General features: G+C 58.1%; 18 protein-coding genes and 1 tRNA gene. 2 read left to right on the forward strand and 17 right to left on the reverse strand.

All coding sequences use genetic code 11. The features are described 5' to 3' along the window. Nucleotides 1-48: 48 nt before the first annotated feature. The 11 genes from hisS to B7L15_RS07840 all read right to left on the reverse strand — a co-directional run bounded on the left by hisS (nucleotide 49) and on the right by B7L15_RS07840 (nucleotide 10143). Nucleotides 49-1344, reverse strand: a complete 1296-nt coding sequence (gene hisS / locus B7L15_RS07790) for a histidine--tRNA ligase (protein WP_085918428.1) — start codon at nucleotides 1342-1344, stop codon at nucleotides 49-51. Nucleotides 1345-1379: 35 nt separating this feature from the next. Then, on the reverse strand, nucleotides 1380-2495 hold the full coding sequence (ispG, locus tag B7L15_RS07795; protein ID WP_066321885.1) for a flavodoxin-dependent (E)-4-hydroxy-3-methylbut-2-enyl-diphosphate synthase: 1116 nt from the start codon (nucleotides 2493-2495) through the stop codon (nucleotides 1380-1382). 7 nt (nucleotides 2496-2502) lie between these two features. Next, nucleotides 2503-3528, reverse strand: coding sequence for a RodZ domain-containing protein (locus B7L15_RS07800; protein ID WP_085918429.1), 1026 nt, complete (start codon nucleotides 3526-3528; stop codon nucleotides 2503-2505). A gap of 47 nt (nucleotides 3529-3575) precedes the next feature. Beyond that, nucleotides 3576-4313, reverse strand: coding sequence for a type IV pilus biogenesis/stability protein PilW (pilW, locus tag B7L15_RS07805; protein ID WP_085918430.1), 738 nt, complete (start codon nucleotides 4311-4313; stop codon nucleotides 3576-3578). A gap of 97 nt (nucleotides 4314-4410) precedes the next feature. Further along, nucleotides 4411-5589 carry a 23S rRNA (adenine(2503)-C(2))-methyltransferase RlmN gene (rlmN, locus tag B7L15_RS07810; RefSeq protein ID WP_085918463.1) on the reverse strand — a complete coding sequence of 393 codons (1179 nt, stop codon included), beginning with the start codon at nucleotides 5587-5589 and terminating at the stop codon, nucleotides 4411-4413. An 89-nt stretch (nucleotides 5590-5678) separates the two neighbouring features. Then, a complete protein-coding gene (gene ndk / locus B7L15_RS07815) occupies nucleotides 5679-6104 on the reverse strand; it encodes a nucleoside-diphosphate kinase (protein WP_085918431.1) in 426 nt (141 codons plus the stop codon). A gap of 156 nt (nucleotides 6105-6260) precedes the next feature. Next, the gene (locus B7L15_RS07820) at nucleotides 6261-6587 is read right to left on the reverse strand and encodes a HesB/IscA family protein (RefSeq protein ID WP_085918432.1); all 327 of its coding nucleotides are present in this window, start codon (nucleotides 6585-6587) and stop codon (nucleotides 6261-6263) included. A 39-nt stretch (nucleotides 6588-6626) separates the two neighbouring features. Beyond that, nucleotides 6627-7784: an IscS subfamily cysteine desulfurase gene (locus B7L15_RS07825; RefSeq protein ID WP_085918433.1), complete on the reverse strand. Its 1158-nt coding sequence runs from the start codon at nucleotides 7782-7784 to the stop codon at nucleotides 6627-6629. Between the two features lie 40 nt (nucleotides 7785-7824). After that, entirely contained in the window at nucleotides 7825-8292 is a 468-nt protein-coding gene (iscR, locus tag B7L15_RS07830; RefSeq protein ID WP_085918434.1) for a Fe-S cluster assembly transcriptional regulator IscR, read from the reverse strand. A 76-nt stretch (nucleotides 8293-8368) separates the two neighbouring features. After that, entirely contained in the window at nucleotides 8369-9229 is an 861-nt protein-coding gene (cysE, locus tag B7L15_RS07835) for a serine O-acetyltransferase (RefSeq protein WP_085918435.1), read from the reverse strand. Nucleotides 9230-9354: 125 nt separating this feature from the next. Further along, entirely contained in the window at nucleotides 9355-10143 is a 789-nt protein-coding gene (locus B7L15_RS07840; RefSeq protein WP_085918436.1) for an RNA methyltransferase, read from the reverse strand. A gap of 142 nt (nucleotides 10144-10285) precedes the next feature. On the opposite strand from B7L15_RS07840, the gene B7L15_RS07845 reads away from it, so the two are divergent. Continuing rightward, the gene (locus tag B7L15_RS07845) at nucleotides 10286-11080 is read left to right on the forward strand and encodes an inositol monophosphatase family protein (protein WP_085918437.1); all 795 of its coding nucleotides are present in this window, start codon (nucleotides 10286-10288) and stop codon (nucleotides 11078-11080) included. A gap of 104 nt (nucleotides 11081-11184) precedes the next feature. Here the strand turns inward: B7L15_RS07845 and secF are convergent, their stop codons facing one another. The 5 genes from secF to queA form a co-directional block, all read right to left on the reverse strand. Beyond that, entirely contained in the window at nucleotides 11185-12111 is a 927-nt protein-coding gene (gene secF / locus B7L15_RS07850) for a protein translocase subunit SecF (RefSeq protein WP_085918438.1), read from the reverse strand. Nucleotides 12112-12145: 34 nt separating this feature from the next. Further along, a complete protein-coding gene (secD, locus tag B7L15_RS07855) occupies nucleotides 12146-13996 on the reverse strand; it encodes a protein translocase subunit SecD (RefSeq protein WP_085918464.1) in 1851 nt (616 codons plus the stop codon). Nucleotides 13997-14129: 133 nt separating this feature from the next. Beyond that, on the reverse strand, nucleotides 14130-14456 hold the full coding sequence (yajC, locus tag B7L15_RS07860; protein WP_066321865.1) for a preprotein translocase subunit YajC: 327 nt from the start codon (nucleotides 14454-14456) through the stop codon (nucleotides 14130-14132). Nucleotides 14457-14525: 69 nt separating this feature from the next. Beyond that, entirely contained in the window at nucleotides 14526-15644 is a 1119-nt protein-coding gene (gene tgt, locus B7L15_RS07865; RefSeq protein ID WP_085918465.1) for a tRNA guanosine(34) transglycosylase Tgt, read from the reverse strand. 58 nt (nucleotides 15645-15702) lie between these two features. After that, nucleotides 15703-16734: a tRNA preQ1(34) S-adenosylmethionine ribosyltransferase-isomerase QueA gene (gene queA, locus B7L15_RS07870; protein WP_085918439.1), complete on the reverse strand. Its 1032-nt coding sequence runs from the start codon at nucleotides 16732-16734 to the stop codon at nucleotides 15703-15705. 114 nt (nucleotides 16735-16848) lie between these two features. Here queA and B7L15_RS07875 point away from each other — a divergent pair. Continuing rightward, nucleotides 16849-16935: transfer RNA gene (locus tag B7L15_RS07875), tRNA-Leu, on the forward strand. 107 nt (nucleotides 16936-17042) lie between these two features. Here B7L15_RS07875 and B7L15_RS07880 read toward each other — a convergent pair. Then, nucleotides 17043-18416, reverse strand: coding sequence for a glycosyltransferase (locus tag B7L15_RS07880; protein ID WP_085918440.1), 1374 nt, complete (start codon nucleotides 18414-18416; stop codon nucleotides 17043-17045). Nucleotides 18417-18494: the final 78 nt, after the last annotated feature.

An 18494-nucleotide genomic window follows, 5' to 3' on the forward strand; every position in this document is an offset into this window, starting at 1 on the left:
CGGCTACGGTCATGATGGGTTGAGTGGCAGGCAATGCCTGCCACTCGTTTATGGGGTGTTGGGTAGCTGCTCGCTAAGCGTGTGAGCCAGCATTGCCTGGGGAACACGTTGCTGTTCCCGGTCGTCGCGCAGGGCCTTGAGCGTGACAGCATTTTCGGCTATTTCGTCTTGACCTAACAGCAAGGCGAACGCGGCCCCGCTTTTATCGGCTTTTTTCATCCGGCTTTTGAAACTGCCGCCGCCGCAATGCAACTGCAGACGTAGCCAGGGAAGTTCGCTGCGTAGCTGCTCGGCCAAGGTGATCGCGGCAATCGTCGCCGTGTCGTCCATCGCCAGCAGATACACGTCGCTGGCAGCTTCGTCAGGCACAAGATCGAGAGTTTCGAGCAATAAAATCAGACGCTCAATGCCCATGGCAAAACCCACCCCGGGGGTGGGTTTGCCGCCCAGTTGTTCGACGAGGCCGTCGTAGCGGCCGCCAGCGCATACGGTACCCTGGCTGCCCAGTGCCGTCGTCGTCCACTCGAAGACGGTACGCGAGTAGTAGTCGAGACCGCGGACCAGCCGCGGGTTGATGACATAGTCAATACCCGCCGCGTCTAGCATGGCTTTGAGTTGCTCAAAGTGGGCCTGCGAAGGCTCGTCAAGGTTATCCAGCAAGCGCGGAGCGCCGTCGAGCATCTCCGCCATGGCCGGGTTTTTGGAGTCGAGAATGCGCAGTGGGTTACTGGTCAGCCGCCGCTTGGCGTCTTCGTCAAGCACGTCGCGATGCTGCTCGAAATAGGCAACCAGCTTGTCACGGTAAGCCGCGCGGGCTTCGCTTGAGCCCAACGAGTTGAGCTCGAGGGTCACGTGCTCCATCAGCCCCAGCTCTTGCCACAGGCGAGCAGAGAGCAGAATGACCTCGGCATCAATGTCCGGTCCTTCAAAACCGTAAGCCTCAATGCCGACCTGGTGAAACTGGCGATAGCGACCCTTCTGCGGCCGCTCATGGCGGAACATCGGCCCCTGGTACCACAACCGTTGGGTCTGGTTGTACAGAAGACCATTTTCCATGGCGGCGCGTACGCAGCTGGCGGTGCCTTCGGGACGCAGGGTAAGGCTGTCGCCGTTACGGTCTTCGAAGGTATACATCTCCTTTTCGACGATGTCGGTGACTTCCCCGATGGAGCGCGCAAACAGCGCAGTCTGCTCGACGATCGGCGTGCGGATTTCCGCAAAACCGTAACGCTGCATCAACTGGCGGACTATTCCTTCAAAAAATTGCCAGCGAGAACTCTCGCTGGGCAATAAATCATTCATGCCTCGAATGGCTTGGATTTTTTTCGCTACAGACTTGCTCAAGGCAAACTCCCTGGGTCGGCTATCCCGCGTTGTGCTTAAACGCTGCGGGCGATCGTGTTGTCTTCCTGCTGCTGTTTTTCACGGACTTTGTCGCGGATCAGCCGCTCCAAGTCATCGACAAGGTGGTCGTTGCGTAATTTGCTGGACGGCTTGCCGTCGATATACACCAGGTTGGCGGGGCTGCCGCCGGTCAAGCCAATATCGGTTTCCTTGGCTTCGCCAGGACCGTTGACCACACAGCCAATGACCGACACATCAAGCGGGGTCATGACGTCTTCCAGCCGTTCTTCAAGCTGGTTCATGGTGCTGATGACATCGAAATTCTGCCGCGAGCAGCTCGGGCAGGCAATAAAGTTGATGCCTTTGGAGCGGAGTTTGAGGCTTTTCAGCATGTCGTAGCCGACCTTGATTTCTTCCACAGGGTCAGCTGCGAGCGAGACACGAATCGTATCGCCAATCCCATCCATCAGCAGCATGCCAAGGCCGATGGAGGATTTTACCGTGCCGGAGCGTAGCCCGCCTGCTTCGGTAATACCCAGGTGGAGTGGCTGCTCAATGCGTGTGGCCAGGTCGCGGTAAGCGGCCACGGCCATGAAGACATCCGAGGCCTTTACGCTGACCTTGAAGTCAGGAAAATCCAGGCGGTCCAGGTAGTCGATATGGCGCATCGCCGATTCGACCAGGGCTGCCGGTGTCGGTTCGCCGTATTTTTTTTGCAGGTCTTTCTCGAGAGAACCCGCATTTACGCCGATACGCAGGGGAATGCCGTGCTCGCGCGCAGCACTGACGACCGCACGGACGCGGTCTTCCCGGCCAATATTGCCAGGGTTGATGCGCAGGCAGTCAACGCCTAGCTCGGCCACACGCAGGGCAATCTTGTAATCAAAGTGGATGTCGGCGACCAGCGGCACGTTGGCTTGGCGCTTGATCTTGCCAAAGGCTTCAGCGGCGTCCATATCGGGCACTGACACGCGTACGATATCAGCCCCGGCTTTCTCTAACTGGGCTATTTGCGCAACGGTCGCCTCGACGTCCAGCGTGTCCGTGTTGGTCATGCTCTGAACGGCGATGGGCGCATCTCCGCCAACGGCAACGTTACCCACATGGATTTGGCGCGAAGCCCGGCGCTTGATGGGCGAATGAGCGTGCATAAGTCGGTTACTCTCCCAGAGTGAAGCGAGCCACGTTGTTGGCGCCTGCGCGAGAGGTCAAGTCGACGTCTTCGCCTTGATAGCGCATTTCAACGCCAGTGACGTTGCCCACGGTGAGCCGGAACGGTGGCTGACCTTCGACACTGGCAGACGTGCCAGGTTCTTGAAGTCCTACCAGCACGCGCTGGTTGTCAGCGTCGATAATTTCGGTCCATGACTGTTCGTTGAAGGTCAGCGTCAGAAGGTTAGGGTTGGCGTCGTTGTTGCCGTCATCGCTGTTGCTGTCATCATCCTCGCTATCCGTTGTTGCCAGATTGTTGGCCTGAGCCGCCTCATCGCCGTCGACCAGCGATGCAGGATCAGGTTCAGTTGAGGACGTATCGTTACTTGTTGTCTCACTGATACTGTCTTCGGTGCTTTCTGCGGCAAGATTGCTCTCCGCTGTGCTGGTGTCATCTTCAGCGACCAGATCGTCAAATGTCGTTTCTTCTTCTGCGTCGCTGGATGAAACCGCCGATTCAGTCTGTGAAGGCTCGTCTAATAAATCACCGGCCTGGTCCTGCTCTTCGGGTGTGTCCATTTGTGACGATGAATCCAGGTCAGGGAGCTCGTTCCCCCCGCGGCTTTGCCACCACATGACGGTAACGGCAATCAACGCCACGATGACCAGTAATGTCACCAGCTTGAATAACCAGGCGCCCAGTCGTGAGGGCGGCTTGGTGACTGCGACCGGCGTAACTTTGCGTTCGACATCGGCTTCGCCAAAGCGCGCCCGGTAAGCCTCAAGTATCTGTCGTTCATCCAGTTCGAGATATTTGGCATAGGCGCGCAGGTAACCGCGGCGATAGGTCACCACCGGGATTTCGCTGTAATCATCGCGCTCGAGGCCATCGACAACGGCAGGGCGCAGATTCAGCGCCCGAGCGGCGTCGTTAAGGGCAATGTCAAGTTGTTCGCGGCGGCGGGCCAACAGCTCGCCGGGGGAGTCATTAACATTTGGGGTGTCGCTAGCTTGTGACGGTGTCTCGCTCATGGCTGAGCATCCTTCATTAAATAATCGGTGGTCAGGGCGTCCATCGCTCAATTGGCACTCAGCTGACGTTGATAGTCGGCCACAGCGGCGTGATCGCCTCTGGCTTCGGCAATATCAATGGCCAGCGTCAGCGCATCCTGGCTCGGCCCGGCAAGCTGCAGGTGTTTTTGCAGCGGTGACCATGCCTCGGCGTAATTGCCCTGTGAATATTCGAGTTCAGCTAACATTAAATAGCCGCGTGGGTTGCGCGGATCGATTTGTTGCGCGCGTTTAAAGCGCTCGCGTGCTAATTCCGTCTCGCCCAGGGCCATATAGCACTGCCCTAAATTGGCAAAAAGTTGGGTACGATTATCGTACTGGGCATCCTTGGAAGCGATTTCCAGTTGGTTGCAGGCGGCTTCCACTTGCCCCTCTTGGTAAAGAAACGCGGCGTAATTGTTACGCGCACGGGTAAACTCGGGCGCCGTCTCGATAGCACGTTGGAAATGCTGGTCAGCCAGGTTGCTTTCCCCTTGCTGCTGGTAAACCAGCGCGATGGCCTGCAGCGCTTCCGCATTATCGGGGGCGATCTCAAGCGCACGGTCCAGTGCATTGAGTGCTCTTGGCAGGTTGTCGCGTTCCAGGTAGGCAACGCCGAGCTGGGTATAGGCTGATGCGGCCTCGGGAGGTGACGGCGAGGAGGGTACATTGGAGGTAGAGGCACAGCCGGCTAGCCACATGCTGCCGATCAGCGCGGCGAGCAAGGACACCCGAGATGGGTGGTAAAGCCTGCGGTGACACATCATGTAGATCCTCGCAAGGTAACGGTAAAAAAGGGGGATCGCTAAATTAAACCGTGTCCATCAAAGCGCTGTGTTAACCGGAAGTCAAGAAGGCGTCTCATCAGTCGGCATCCAATTGAATCGATTGGATATAGCGGGCGCTGCGTTTGGTGCGATCCTTCACCCGGCCCACAAGCTGTCCGCAGGCGGCATCAATATCATCGCCGCGCGTCGACCGAATGGGAGCAGTGTAGCCCAAGTCGTGCAGCCACTGCTGGAAACGCATTGTCTGGTTCCGCGATGGTGTTTCATACCCGGAGTTGGGGAACGGGTTGAACGGAATCAAATTGATTTTACAGGGTAGCTCGTCGAGCAGCGCCGCTAACTGCTCGGCGTGCTCTTGCTGGTCATTGACGTCTTTGATCAGGGTATATTCGATGGTCACCAATCGGTTTTCTGGGCATTTAGCCAAATAGCGGTGACAGGCATCCATCAATGACCGTATGTTGTACTTGCGATTTAGCGGTACGAGTTCGTTACGCAGCTCATCGTTGGCGGCGTGAAGCGACACTGCCAGGCTGACGTCAAGCTCATCGCCGAGCTTGTCCAGCATGGGTACCACGCCCGAGGTGGAAAGCGTGACCCGGCGCTTGGACAGGCCATAGCCGTCGTCGTCGAGCATCAGCTTCATGGCCGGCACGACGTTATCATAGTTGAGGAGCGGCTCGCCCATGCCCATCATCACCACATTGGTCACCGGCCGGTTGGCAGTGTCCCGCCGCGGCCCGACGCTGCGCTGGGCGACCCACACCTGACCGATGATTTCAGCGGCAGTGAGATTGCGCTGAAAGCCTTGCTTGCCGGTCGAGCAGAAGCTGCAGTCCAGCGAGCAGCCCACCTGGGAAGAAACGCACAGGGTGCGGCGCTTACCGTTTTCGGCAGGGATCAGCACGGTCTCGACGTAGCTGCCGTCTTCCACTTCCAGCACCCACTTGCGTGTGCCATCGCTCGAAGTGCCCTCGTAGATCACCCCCGGCCCGCGAATTTCCGCCACCTGGGCGAGCTTTTCCCGCAGCGGTTTCGACAGGTTGGTCATCGCGGAAAAGTCATCGCACCCTTCGATGTGAATCCACTTCATCACCTGGGCGGCACGAAATTTCTTTTCGCCGATAGAGACAAAAAAGGCCGCCATCTGCTCGCGCGACATACCCAGCAGGTTATGACGCTCGGGCGTCGCTTTTGCGCTGGGCGTATGTTGGGGGGCAGAGCTAGGCGTATGTTGGGCTACGGTGGTGGTCATGGCGGTCAGCGTATTGGGAAATGGCGAGGGCGAAGCCCCCGCGTAAATGGCCGGCAACAGACGTTGAAACGGCGGCGCTACCTTAAAGGCTAGCGCGGGCAGATTTCGTCGTTGCTGAAGAAGTAGTTAATTTCGCGCTCGGCGCTTTCCACAGAGTCAGAGCCATGGACAGCGTTGGCGTCGATTGTTTCCGCAAAATCGGCGCGAATCGTGCCGGCTGCGGCTTCCTTGGGGTTGGTGGCTCCCATCAAGTCGCGATTTTTGGCAACCGCGCCTTCGCCTTCAAGCACTTGCACGACAACCGGGCCTGAGGTCATGAAACCGACCAGGTCCTTGAAGAACGGACGCTCTTTATGCTCAGCGTAAAAGCCGCCGGCTTTTTCTTCAGACAGGTGCAGCATTTTTGCGGCGACCACGCGCAGCCCGGCGTTCTCAAAACGGGCGATGATCTCGCCAATGGCGTTTTTGGCTACGGCGTCGGGCTTGATGATAGATAGCGTGCGTTCAGTTGCCATGTTCAGCGTCTCCTGAAAGGATGAAAAACATTGCCGCCCCGGTGGGCCGGGGCGGTACAAATAAGGTGTCGCCAGCCATGTCGGCTAACGAGTGGCGCGATTATAGCGCTTAAGCCGGGGGATGAATACCGCCCCGTCATGAGCCTGCAACGCGCACTAGACGGTAAAGCTTTCACCGCAGCCGCATTCGTCTTTTACGTTGGGGTTATTGAAACGGAAAAAGCGATTCAAGCCTTCGTTGACGTAGTCGACTTCGCTGCCGTCGAGCATCTCAACGGCGTCGGGGGCAACATAAACGCTCGCACCATTGGCCTCGAAGCGAACGTCCTCATCGTTCACCTGATCGGCAAAGTCCAGTACATAGCTATAGCCTGAGCAGCCGCTGGGCTTGACGGAAACGCGCAGGCCCAAACCTTGACCGCGTTCGTCGAGCACTTGCTGGATCTGCTGGGCGGCAGCTGGGGTAATGTTGAGTGTGGCCATTGAGGCGTCCTCCTGTAAGTAGTCAGCCGCTTAGCGCTGCTAAGCGCGCAGCCCGCTCACCGCATGGCGGATAAGCGTGATGGCATGGTCGATGTCAGCCTCGGTAGTAAAGCGTCCGAAGCTGAAACGTATCGACGAGAGGGCAAGACGTCGCGGTACGCCAATGCCAAGTAATACGTATGACGGATCTACGCTTGCAGAGTTGCATGCAGAGCCGGTAGAGACAGCGACATCGCGCAGCCCCATCAGTAGCGATTCACCTTCCACACCTTCAAAGGCGAGGTTCAAAATATTGGGGACTGCCTGGGAAATAGGGGTATTGGCGTAGACACCGTCCAGTCCCTCCAGTCCTTTCAGAAAGCGTTGCTGCAGTTGGGTGATATGCGTTTGATCTGCAGCATATTGCTGCTGCATCAGGTTAAAGGCTTCGCCCATGCCGGCAATCTGGTGCGTGGGCAGGGTGCCCGAGCGCATGCCACGCTCGTGGCCGCCGCCGTGAATCAGCGCTTCAATGCGCATATCCGGGTGGCGCTTCACGAAGAGCGCCCCCACGCCCTTCGGCCCATAGGCCTTGTGGCCTGACAGCGACATTAGGTCCACCTGCTGGGCGACCACCGATAGTTCGATGCGGCCGACGGCCTGGGCGGCATCGCAATGAAAGGCGGCACCGAACTCGTGGGTCACCGCGGCGAGGGCGGCAATGTCATTGATGCTGCCGAGCTCGTTGTTGACCGCCATTAGCGAAACCAGCGCGGTGTCATCCCGCATGGCCTCGCGTAGTTGATCGGGCTGGATGCAGCCGTCGGTTCCCGGCGTCAGCCAGGTAACCTCAAAGCCCTCGTTTTCAAGCGCCCGGGCGGTGTCGATAATCGCCTTGTGTTCAATGGCTGACGTCACCAGGTGCATGCCCCGTTCGCGATTGGCGCGCATGAAGCCGATCAGTGCCAGGTTGTCGGCCTCGGTGGCACCGCTGGTCCAGACGATTTCGCGTGGGTCAGCACCGATCGTATCGGCCACTTGGCGACGTGCCTGCTCCACGGCTTGTTCCGCCTGCCAGCCCAGCATGTGGCTGCGCGAAGCCGGGTTGGCGAACAGTTGATCCACGGTCAGGTAACGCTGCATCACCTCGGCCACACGCTGGTCGACCGGCGTTGTGGCGGCATAATCAAGGTAGATGGGAAGCGAAGCAGCAGTCATCGTGGTCATGTACCTGTGGTGGAAAGAAGGTGCTGGCGTATCAGGTTGACGAAGCAAGGATACCTGCCGCGACCCGTTGCTGCTGGCGTTCAGCGACCTGCATTACATCGGGTCGCTGCATCAACTGAGCCAGCGTCACGTCGTTCAGAAAATGGCGAATCTGCGCCGAGAGATCGCACCATAAATGGTGCGTCAGGCAGGTATCTCCCTGCTGGCAGTCCGAAAGCCCCTGGCAGCGTGTGGCGTCGACGGTTTCGTTAACCGCGTCAATTACCTGGGAAACGCTGATGCTGTCAGGTGCGTGGGCGAGGAGGTAACCGCCACCCGGGCCCCGCACGCTATTCACCAGCCCGTAACGGCGTAACCGTGCAAACAGTTGCTCTAAATACGACAGGGATATTTCCTGGCGCTGGGAAATATCGCTAAGGCTGGTGGGCCCATGCTGGGCATTCAGGGCTAAGTCCAACATGGCGGTTACGGCGTAACGCCCTTTGGTAGTCAAACGCATGACAGGTACCTCGACGCCGGTGGCTCAGCGCTAACGGCAAATGTTTCGCCATTATGGGAAAACCCGAGTGCTTTGGTCAACCATTACCCGATGAAGCGTCCTTCTCAGCCGAGGTCGTTGATCGTGGATATTTTGCTGAATCCGAGCAGGCGCCGTCGGCTTCATCCAGAATATCGGCGAAATCCTCATCGCGCAGCGCCGGTAGCTGGCCATCCCGATAGCTGGCATCCAGTTTGCGCAGCGTCGAGCACATGCGTTCGATACGTTCATCCACGGCGTGCATGTGATCCAGCATGGCCTGCATGGAACGGGCGACTGGGTCGGGCATGTCCTCGCTTACGCCGTAGGCATCAAAACCGAATTTCTGGCAGATTGCTTCGCGGCGAGCCGGGTCGACGTCCAGGGCTTCTTCGACATCCGGGTCGGCACGTTTCACTACCTTGCCGGGAATGCCGACCACCGTCGCCCCGGCCGGGACTTCCTTGGTGACCACGGCATTGGAGCCGATTTTAGCGCCCGCACCGACGGTGAAGGGGCCGAGGATTTTCGCTCCCGCGCCGACGATCACGCCATCGCCCAGCGTCGGGTGGCGCTTGCCCTTGTGCCAGCTGGTACCCCCAAGCGTGACCCCCTGATAGAGCGTTACGTCATCGCCCACTCTGGCGGTCTCGCCAATCACCACGCCCATGCCGTGGTCAATGAAAAAACGCCGCCCGATGGTCGCGCCGGGATGGATTTCGATGCCCGTCAGCCAGCGTCCAAACGTCGACATTGAGCGCGATAGCCACTTGAGGTTTTTTTTCCACAGCCAGTGACTGCAGCGATGCAGCAGCAGCGCGTGAAGTCCGGGGTAGTTGGTCAGTACCTCAAGAAAGTTGCGGGCGGCCGGGTCGCGCTCAAAGACGCTGTTAATATCTTCACGCAGGCGTTGAAACATGGGGATCCCTTGGGCGTTGGCAGTTCGATTCGTCACCGGGTGGTTTTGACCCGAATCGCAGGGTCATCGAGCGCAGTAGACATCTGATACTGGGGGCGCGTGACACTCTCTTCAAGTCTAGCGCTTCACTCACGCGGCTGCTTGTGATGCGCCGCCTTTTCGGTGGCGGATAAAATCCCGCGTAGAATATTCATTTCCATCTGTTCAGGGCGGGCGCGAAGGTAAAGACGTCGCAGGCGCGCCATAAGCTGACGGGGCTTCTCTGGGTCATGGAACCCGATGGCGATCAGTACGCGTTCCAGGTGTTCAAAATAGTTTTCAAGAGCTGCGTGTGAAGCCAGTTCATCGTCCGCTTCCGATACGGTGACCGGCAGAGCCGCGTCCGCTGGATCAGTGGTGCTGGGCTCCTGGCTGGCTTGAGATAACCAGGCCATGCGGCATTCATAGGCGAGTACCTGAACGGCCGCCGCCAGGTTGAGCGAGCTGAAATCAGCATTGGTGGGGATATGCACGTGAGCATGGCAGCGCTGAAGCTCGGCGTTGGTCAGGCCGCTGTCCTCACGGCCAAAGACCAGCGCCACGCGCGACTCGCTCGGCCGGCATTCTCCGGGCAGGCGGTCGGCCAGCTCGCGGGGGGTTATCATCGGCCACGGCAGGGTACGCGAGCGGGCGCTGGCACCCACCGCCAGCGTGCAGTCCGCCACGGCGTCTTCGATGGTCGCAAACACCTGAGCGCTGTGAAGCAGGTGGTCGGCGCCCGAGGCGCGGGAAATGCTCTCCTGGGTGATGACCTCGCAGCGCGGCGCCACCAGCGCCAGGTCGGCGAGCCCCATATTATGCATGGCGCGGGCGACCCCCCCGATATTGCCAGGATGACTGGTGCCAATAAGTACAATGCGGACGCGCTCAAGCATGATAAAACCCGACCCCTAGAAGCGGAAAAGGCGCAGTTTACCATGAGTCGATAGCATGCCCGATAGCGGTCTGCTAGAATTGCGCGCCATAGGCGATGTCTACGCCTAACGTTCTTTAACATCACTGTGACAAGGCCCAACCATGAATCCAATGGTCCAATTTACGCTGCGCGCCGCGCGTAGCGCTGTTGAGCATTTTTTGAAGGTGCGTGAGCGCATTGAAAATGCCCACGATGAATTCAATCTCGACAAGTTGCTTGAAGACACGGCGCGTAAAGCCGAGGCGACAATTGTTCAGCAACTGGAGCGTGGCTATCCTCAGCACGGCGTCATCGGGCGCTACACGACTTTCAAGCCCGGGCAGGCTGAAAGCGAGGATATCGTCTGGAAAATTGAACCGCTGCACGGCTACTCCAATCTGGCCGTGGCAGGTAAGGGCTTTGCACTGTCAGTGGTGTGTCTGATTAAAGGTCGTCCCGAGCATGCGGTGATTATCGCCCCCTTTGCGGACGACGAGTACATCGCCAGCCGTGGCCGGGGTGCCCAGCATAACGGTAAGCGTATGCGGGTTAGCCAAGCCAAGGCGATAAGCGCTACCCGCCTGGCGATGAGCCTTCCCGAAGCGTGGTTACGCACCCGTCATCTACCTGCTTACTTGACCATTACCCAACAGTTGGCTCCCCAGTTAGATACGCTTGTGGCCACGGGCAGTGGGTTGCTGGATATCTGCGAGTTGGCGACGGGACGCGTCGACAGCGCCTTTGTGCTGGGACTTGAAGAGCAGGATCTGCAGGTGGGCAGTCTATTATTGAAGGAGGCCGGTGCGTTGATGGGCACTCCGGACGGGCAGCCCAACGTGAAAGCCGAAGGCCAGCTGTTGGCGGCGGGGCCGCGTCTGTATAAAGCGATTATCAAGCAGCTTGCACCCCACCTTTAAGGTCTAACCATCTAAACCCGATTATCAAGACACCGTCATCAAAGCAAAACGCCCCTGCCGTGGATAACGGCAGGGGCGTTTTTTTGGAAGCAAAGCCTGCCTGATTAGGGCAGTTCTTCCTCTTCTTCGTCGGTTTCTTTCTGGGGAGGAATCAAGTCTTCCCGCGACAGCTTGAGTGGGAGAAGTAGTGCGCCAGAGACATAGATGGATGAAAATGTCCCCACCACGATACCCACCAGCAGGGCGATGGCGAAGTTTTGGATCATGTCGCCGCCCAGCAATAACAGGGCAATGAGTACCAGCAGAGTGGTACCTGAAGTTGCCAGCGTCCGAGAGAGCGTGGCATTGATCGCATCGTTGAAGATTTGCGGCATATCATCAATGCGCGACATACGGATTTCTTCGCGCATGCGGTCGTATACCACAATGGTATCGTTCAGTGAGTAACCAATGACGGCGAGAATTGCTGCCAGCACAGTCAGGTCGAAATCGAGCTGAAATATGGCGAAAAAACCGACCACGATAATGACGTCATGCATCAACGCAAGCAGGGCACCAATAGCGAACTTGTATTGGAAGCGAAGCGCCACGTAGAGCATCACCACACCCAGTGCGACCAGTAACCCCATGCCGCTTTGGTCGCGCAATTGGTCACCGACCTGAGCCCCGACGAATTCGGCGCGCACCAGATCAACGCTTGCGCCATCGCCTCTCAGTAAGTTGACGACCTGATTTCCAATATCCGGATCGAAAGCTTGGCGCAGGCGTATGAGCACTTCGCTGGAAGCGCCAAAGGTTTGTACGGCCACGTCTTCAAAGCCGTTGTCTTGCAGCAGTTGGCGTATCGTGTCGAGAGCAGGAGCTTCGGCGTAGCGCACTTCAATCAGGGTGCCGCCAGTGAAGTCCAGGCCTAGATTCAGCTGCTGGAAAAAAATCGCGCCAATCGACACGATCAGCAGGACGGCAGCGACGATGAACGCCAGTTTGCGGCGCCCCATAAAGTCGATTTGCCGTTGTGTTAAAGGTTTCATGACCACCTCGTGAAATCTGGGCTGAGCATTGGCGTTAGATCCACAGCTTTTTGACGGGCTTGCTGCCGTAGGTCAGGTTGACCATGGCGCGCGTCACCAACAGTGCGGTAAACATCGAAGTCAAAATACCGATCGACAGGGTGACGGCGAAGCCTTTGACCGGCCCGGTGCCAATGGAGAACAGAATGACCGCCACCAGCAGCGTGGTGATGTTGGCGTCGACGATCGAGGTGAACGCACGCTCGTAACCCGAGTAGATCGCTTGCTGAATCGACATGCCATTGCGCAATTCTTCGCGTATTCGCTCGAATATCAGTACGTTGGCGTCGACGGCCATGCCTAGCGTGAGCACGATGCCGGCGATCCCCGGAAGCGTCAGCGTGGCGCCCAAAAGCGACATGGCAGCTACCAGCAGCGTCAGGTTCAGTGCCAGCGCGATGTTGGCAAAAATACCGAAAACCTTGTAGCGAATCAGCATGAACAGGGCGACCAGTAACAAGCCGATCTGGACCGATAGCAAACCGCGCTCGATGTTGTCGGCCCCCAGGCTTGGCCCGATAGTGCGTTCCTGGACGAAGTAGATGGGGGCGGCAAGTGACCCCGAACGCAGCAGCAGGGCAAGCTCAGCAGCTTCGGTGGGTGACTCAAGACCGGTAATGCGGAAGCTGTTACCCAGCGCGCTCTGGATGGTCGCCAGACTGATCAGGCCGCGTTCCACATAGGGTTCGCGAACCGTGGTCTCTTCCCCATTTTCCATGACCGTGCGCTCTTCGGTCTTGTGCTCGATAAACAGCACTGCCATGTTGCGCCCGATATTGCTGCGGGTGGCGCGGTTCATCAGGGTACCGCCAGTGCCATCAAGGTCGATGTTGACCTGTGGGCGTCCGTTTTCGTCAAAGCTGCGGCTGGCGTTTGAAACGCTGTCGCCGGTGACGATGACGTCGCGCATCAGGTCGGCAGAACGTGATGGCTGGTTGAGGAAGCTGAAGGTTTCCGTTTCGTTGTCGGGGGTGTCGGGGCGTGCCTCCAGGCGGAATTCAAGGTTAGCCGTTGCACCCACAACGCGCTTGGCGGCCACGGTATCCTGTACGCCGGGTAGTTCGACAACGATCCGGTTAGGCCCTTGACGTTGTACCAGCGGCTCCGCGACGCCCAGCTCATTCACCCGGTTACGCAGCGTGGTCAGGTTCTGATTGATCGCGTAGTCCTGGATTTCATTGACCAATTCGTCGGTCAGTGACATCACCAGGCGCGCCGCGCGGCCTTCTTCTTCGTTGCGGTATTCAAAGTCGGGGAACTCGCGGCTGATCAGGCGGCGCGCTTCATCGCGATCTTCTTCGCCTGCGAAGTCAAGCGACAGGCTGCGCTCGTCTATCTCGGTATTGCGATAGCGAATGCCCTCGCTACGCAGCATTTCGCGAACGGCACTGGCGTTAACTTCCAGACGCTGGGTCAGGGCCGCTTCCATGTCCACTTCCAGCAGGAAGTGAACGCCGCCGCGCAAGTCGAGGCCCAGCGTCATGGGTGAGGCGGAAAACGCCTGCAGCCAGCCGGGGGTGGCTTCGGCAAGGTTAAGGGCCACTGTGGCATCATCACCCAATACATCGCTGGCGATTTCCTGGGTGCGTAGCTGATCGTTGGGGTTAGGCAGCCGGATAAGCCACTGCTGGTTGGTTTGTTCGATGGATTTGACAGCAATGCCGGCCTCATCGAGGGCGTTTTCGACACGCTCGATTTCGCTCTCATCCAGCGTTTCGCCGGTTTCGGCGCTACTGATTTGGACGGCGGGATCTTCAGGAAACAGGTTGGGAAGCGCGTAGATAAGGCCGGCCACTAAAACGGCCAGTATCAAGAGATACTTCCACAGGGGATAACGGTTGAGCATGCAAGCCCTGCCTTCAATTACAAACGGAATGCTGTGCACAGATTCACTGCGCACAGCAAGGTTCACCATCGTGGATACCATGTCACCCCTGCCGGGATGGCTGGCATTAAGGCAGGGGTGCTACATCATTACATTAGATGGACTTGATGGTGCCCTTTGGCAGTACGGTGGCAACGGCGTTTTTCTGCACGTTGACTTCGGTGCCTTCGGCGATTTCCATGGTGAGAAATTCATCGCTCACCTTGGTGATGCGACCTACCATGCCGCCGCCAATGACGATTTCATCGCCTTTGTCCAGGTTACTGATCAATTGCTTGTGCTGCTTCGCGCGCTTGGCCTGGGGGCGCCAAAGCAGGAAGTAGAAAATCAGCACAAAACCGACCAGCATCACGATTTGCGCAATACCACCGCCAGCACCGCCTGCTTGGGCGTGGGCTGGTGAGATAAAGAAATCCAGCATTGCAGATAACTCCTGGGTTATAAACTCAATGAATGAGCAAGAGAAAGCGCCCGCTTGTACGCGCGCCGATTAATTCTCAAGGGGAGGCACCGGCAGGCCGCGCCGTGCATAGAAGCCTTCCACAAAGTTCGTCAATGTACCCGCTTCGATTGCCGCGCGCAAATCAGCCATCACCCTCTGATAATAACGCAGATTGTGGATGGTATTGAGCATTGAGCCAAGCATTTCGTTGCAGCGGTCAAGATGGTGCAGGTAGCCACGTGAGAAATGCTGGCAGGTATGGCAATCGCAGTCTTCTTCAAGCGGCCGGGTATCAAAGCGATGGGCGGCGTTGCGGATCTTGACGGTACCATCAGCGGTAAACAGGTGGCCGTTGCGTGCGTTGCGCGTGGGCATCACGCAGTCGAACATATCCACGCCACGGCGTACGCCTTCGACCAAGTCTTCGGGTTTGCCGACGCCCATCAGGTAGCGGGGCTTGTCGTCGGGCATCCAGGTGGGCAAATAGTCGAGCACCTTGATCATCTCGTCCTTGGGCTCACCCACGGATAAGCCGCCGATCGCCAGCCCATCAAAGCCGATATCAAGCAAACCCTTCAGAGAGCGTTCACGAAGTTCAGGGTGCATGCCGCCCTGGATGATGCCGAACAGCGCCGAGGGGGAGTCGCCATGGGCGTCCCGCGAGCGTTTGGCCCACCGCAGCGACAGTTCCATGGATTTCTCGGCCTCTTCGAACGTTGCCGGGTAAGGCGTGCACTCGTCGAAGATCATCACCACATCGGATCCCAGCGAGCGTTGAACCGCCATGGACTCTTCCGGGCCCATGAACACTTTGCTGCCGTCCACCGGCGAGCGGAAATGCACCCCCTGCTCGGTGATTTTGCGCATCTCGCCCAGCGAGAACACCTGAAAACCACCAGAGTCGGTCAAGATCGGCTTGTCCCATTGGGCAAAGTCGTGAAGGTCGCCGTGGGCTTCGATGACGTCGGTGCCGGGGCGTAACCAGAGGTGAAAGGTATTGCCCAGGATGATCTCGGCGCCAATCTCTTTGACGGATTCGGGCGTCATGCCTTTTACCGTGCCGTAGGTACCTACCGGCATAAAGGCAGGTGTTTCTACCGTTCCCCGCGGGAAGTGAAGGCGACCCCGGCGCGCGCGACCATCCTCGGCCAGGCGCTCAAAGCGCATAAAGCATTCGTTTCGCATCGTTGTTACTCGTTCAGAAAGCGGTTAAAGCGCGACATGATCAGCGGGTCAGCAGCATGGCATCGCCATAGCTGAAAAACGCATAGCGCTCGTCAACCGCCGCTTGATAGGCGTGCATGATGTTATCGTAACCTGCGAATGCCGAGACCAGCATTAACAGTGTTGATTCGGGCAGGTGGAAATTGGTGATCAGCGCATCCACGCAGCGCCATTCATAGCCGGGGTAGATGAAGATATCGGTATCGCCACTGAACGGGGCAATTTGATTGTCCGGGCTCTCGAGGCAGGCGCTCTCCAGGCAGCGCACGCTGGTCGTACCCACCGCAATCACCCGCTTGCCCGCTGCCTGTGTGGCGCGCACCTGCTGGCAGGTGTCTTCTGAGACATCAATCCACTCGCTATGCATGTGGTGCTCAAGAATGTTGTCCACGCGCACCGGCTGGAAGGTGCCAGCGCCGACGTGCAAGGTCACGAAGGCGCTGTTGATCCCTTTTTCTGCCAGCGCATCGAGGAGCGGCTGATCGAAGTGCAGGCCTGCCGTAGGTGCTGCCACCGCACCATCACGCCGGGCATAGACGGTTTGATAGCGCTCTCGGTCGCTGAGCTCGTCTTCCCGGGTAATGTAGGGCGGCAGGGGCATATGGCCGTGGGCTTCGAGCAGCGCAATCATTGGCGTGTCGCCCAGAAAGCGCAGTTCGAACAGCGCATCACGACGGCCTTCCACGACGGCGTGAATATCGCCTTCAAAGATCAGCTCGGTGCCGGGCTTGGGAGATTTGCTCGAACGGATATGCGCGAGACCGCGGTGCGCATCCAGCGGGCGTTCAAGTAGCATTTCCACCTTGCCACCGCTGGCTTTCTGGCCGTGCAGGCGCGCCGGGATCACTCGAGTGTCGTTGAACACCAGCAGGTCGCCGGGTTCAAGCAGCTCAAGCAAGTCGGGAAAACGACGGTGTTCTAGCCCACCGCTCTGGCCATCCACGCATAGCAAACGGCAGTCGCTACGCTGTTCAGACGGGTAACGGGCGATAAGCTCGTCGGGTAGCTCAAAGTGAAAATCCGCGCGCTGCATGAATAAAGCTCTATATCGGTGACCAAACGGGCGGCATAGGATAGCGCTTTACGTGGATAAAGTCAGTCAATGTGATTGACCTAGAAGGTGATCTACGTATAATGCGCAGCCATTGCCGGTGTGGCGGAATTGGTAGACGCAGCGGATTCAAAATCCGCCGCTGTAACAGGCGTGCCAGTTCGAGTCTGGCCACCGGCACCATATTTAAAATCAGGGGCTTAGGCCCCTTTTTTTGTGTCTGGAATTTGCGTTTATCCCTTTCAGCATGCCTGAGCGTGTCCATAAAGTGTCAATAGAGACTCCAGCGCTTACTTCCTTACTTCCATCCCCGTATTAGCCAGACGCTCAGCCGCCAACCTTCGATAAAGAGCAACCAGCGCGGCACTCTTGGTGTCCTCATGCCAGCTGGCGGCATAGGTTTGGCCGCGCAGGGCGAGCTGTGCTCGGTGTGTTTCATCGCTTAATAGCTGGTTAACTTTAGTGGCGAAGTCGTTATGGTTTTCCTCGGCGATCAGGCAGCCTTCTCCTTCTTTTAATACATCAAGCGTGCCCATCGTGGCAGTGGAAACGACCGGTGTGCCCAGCGCCATCGCCTCCAGCAGTACCAGTCCCTGGGTTTCTGTGCGTGATGCAAAGACGAAAACGTCGGCAGCGCGGTAGACGGCTTGCAGTGGGCCGTGGCGGTCGAGATAGCCAAGGAAAATTACGGCGTCTGACACGCCAACGTCCTGGGCGCGACGTACAAGTGAAGCATGGGCCGGACCTTCGCCGGTAATGATTAGCCGGGTGGTGGGGTGGTCGGCTAATACCTGCGGCAGCATATCGATCAGAAAATCGATGTTCTTCTCAAAGGCGGCACGGCCGAAATAGAGCAGCAGCCGCGCTTCGCTAGGCAGATCGTAGTGAGCCCGAAAGTCGCGCTGGTCTTGAGGCTGACAAAACGCTTCTAGCGCTAAACCAGTGGCAATCACCGTGATGGGTGTCGTCACGCCGTAGTGGGCGACTGCTTGCTGCATCGTCCGTGAAGGTGCCACTAAGGCATCTAGCTGCTGGCACTGGTGCACTGAAAGCCTGCGTGCCGCAAAGCGCAGCCAGCGTCCTGGTAACCAGCGGATATAGTGATGAACATACGCCTCAAAAAGCGTGTGGTAGGTCGCTACCACCGGAAGCCCGAGCCGGCGACCCAGAGCAATACCCGCATAGTGGGCGGTAAAGGGCGTATGGACATGAATAACATCAAAAGCCTTGCCTGCAAGCTGTGGTGTCAGAGCGAGCAGATCGCGGTAGCGCATAATGCGATCCTCTGGATCGCCGGGCACCGGGTGCGAGCGGATACGCAGTACACCCGGTTCGTCCACTTGGCCCAACGGGTAGTCGGGGCAGATCAGCGTGACCGAGTGGCCCAGGCGTTCAAGGGTGCCGCGAAAGCTGGCAATCGAGGTGGATACGCCATTGACGCGAGGAAAGTAGACATCCGAAATCATCAGTACTTTCATGCATCCCGGCTGCGCATTAGCCATTGAGGCCGTTGAGTGAAGCATCGTCAACGCCGGTTCCAACCGTGCCTCGCGGTCAGCCTCATGTTGCAGGTGGAGAGCATTGCCGTTGGCTAAATGGGTTAGCGCCGCGACTTCCTGGTCACTGAGCGGAGAGTTGAGAGGAGGGCGTCGACGCTGTGGCATGTTGTCTAAACTCTTATGGCAGCATAATTCCACCCTAACCCGAATCCATGACTTGCAGATGACAGCTTGTCATCCACA

This window comes from Halomonas sp. CSM-2 (genome assembly GCF_002119345.1).
Lineage (GTDB): Bacteria > Pseudomonadota > Gammaproteobacteria > Pseudomonadales > Halomonadaceae > Vreelandella > Vreelandella janggokensis.

What these genes read in the sequence shown, in the direction of transcription:
- ispG (WP_066321885.1), bottom strand. Translation starts at nt 2,495, where the DNA reads ATGCACGCTCATTCGCCCATCAAGCGCCGGGCTTCGCGCCAAATCCAT.
- B7L15_RS07800 (WP_085918429.1), bottom strand. Translation starts at nt 3,528, where the DNA reads ATGAGCGAGACACCGTCACAAGCTAGCGACACCCCAAATGTTAATGAC.
- pilW (WP_085918430.1), bottom strand. Translation starts at nt 4,313, where the DNA reads ATGATGTGTCACCGCAGGCTTTACCACCCATCTCGGGTGTCCTTGCTC.
- rlmN (WP_085918463.1), bottom strand. Translation starts at nt 5,589, where the DNA reads ATGACCACCACCGTAGCCCAACATACGCCTAGCTCTGCCCCCCAACAT.
- ndk (WP_085918431.1), bottom strand. Translation starts at nt 6,104, where the DNA reads ATGGCAACTGAACGCACGCTATCTATCATCAAGCCCGACGCCGTAGCC.
- B7L15_RS07820 (WP_085918432.1), bottom strand. Translation starts at nt 6,587, where the DNA reads ATGGCCACACTCAACATTACCCCAGCTGCCGCCCAGCAGATCCAGCAA.
- B7L15_RS07825 (WP_085918433.1), bottom strand. Translation starts at nt 7,784, where the DNA reads ATGACTGCTGCTTCGCTTCCCATCTACCTTGATTATGCCGCCACAACG.
- iscR (WP_085918434.1), bottom strand. Translation starts at nt 8,292, where the DNA reads ATGCGTTTGACTACCAAAGGGCGTTACGCCGTAACCGCCATGTTGGAC.
- cysE (WP_085918435.1), bottom strand. Translation starts at nt 9,229, where the DNA reads ATGTTTCAACGCCTGCGTGAAGATATTAACAGCGTCTTTGAGCGCGAC.
- B7L15_RS07840 (WP_085918436.1), bottom strand. Translation starts at nt 10,143, where the DNA reads ATGCTTGAGCGCGTCCGCATTGTACTTATTGGCACCAGTCATCCTGGC.
- B7L15_RS07845 (WP_085918437.1), top strand. Translation starts at nt 10,286, where the DNA reads ATGAATCCAATGGTCCAATTTACGCTGCGCGCCGCGCGTAGCGCTGTT.
- secF (WP_085918438.1), bottom strand. Translation starts at nt 12,111, where the DNA reads ATGAAACCTTTAACACAACGGCAAATCGACTTTATGGGGCGCCGCAAA.
- secD (WP_085918464.1), bottom strand. Translation starts at nt 13,996, where the DNA reads ATGCTCAACCGTTATCCCCTGTGGAAGTATCTCTTGATACTGGCCGTT.
- yajC (WP_066321865.1), bottom strand. Translation starts at nt 14,456, where the DNA reads ATGCTGGATTTCTTTATCTCACCAGCCCACGCCCAAGCAGGCGGTGCT.
- tgt (WP_085918465.1), bottom strand. Translation starts at nt 15,644, where the DNA reads ATGCGCTTTGAGCGCCTGGCCGAGGATGGTCGCGCGCGCCGGGGTCGC.
- queA (WP_085918439.1), bottom strand. Translation starts at nt 16,734, where the DNA reads ATGCAGCGCGCGGATTTTCACTTTGAGCTACCCGACGAGCTTATCGCC.
- B7L15_RS07880 (WP_085918440.1), bottom strand. Translation starts at nt 18,416, where the DNA reads ATGCCACAGCGTCGACGCCCTCCTCTCAACTCTCCGCTCAGTGACCAG.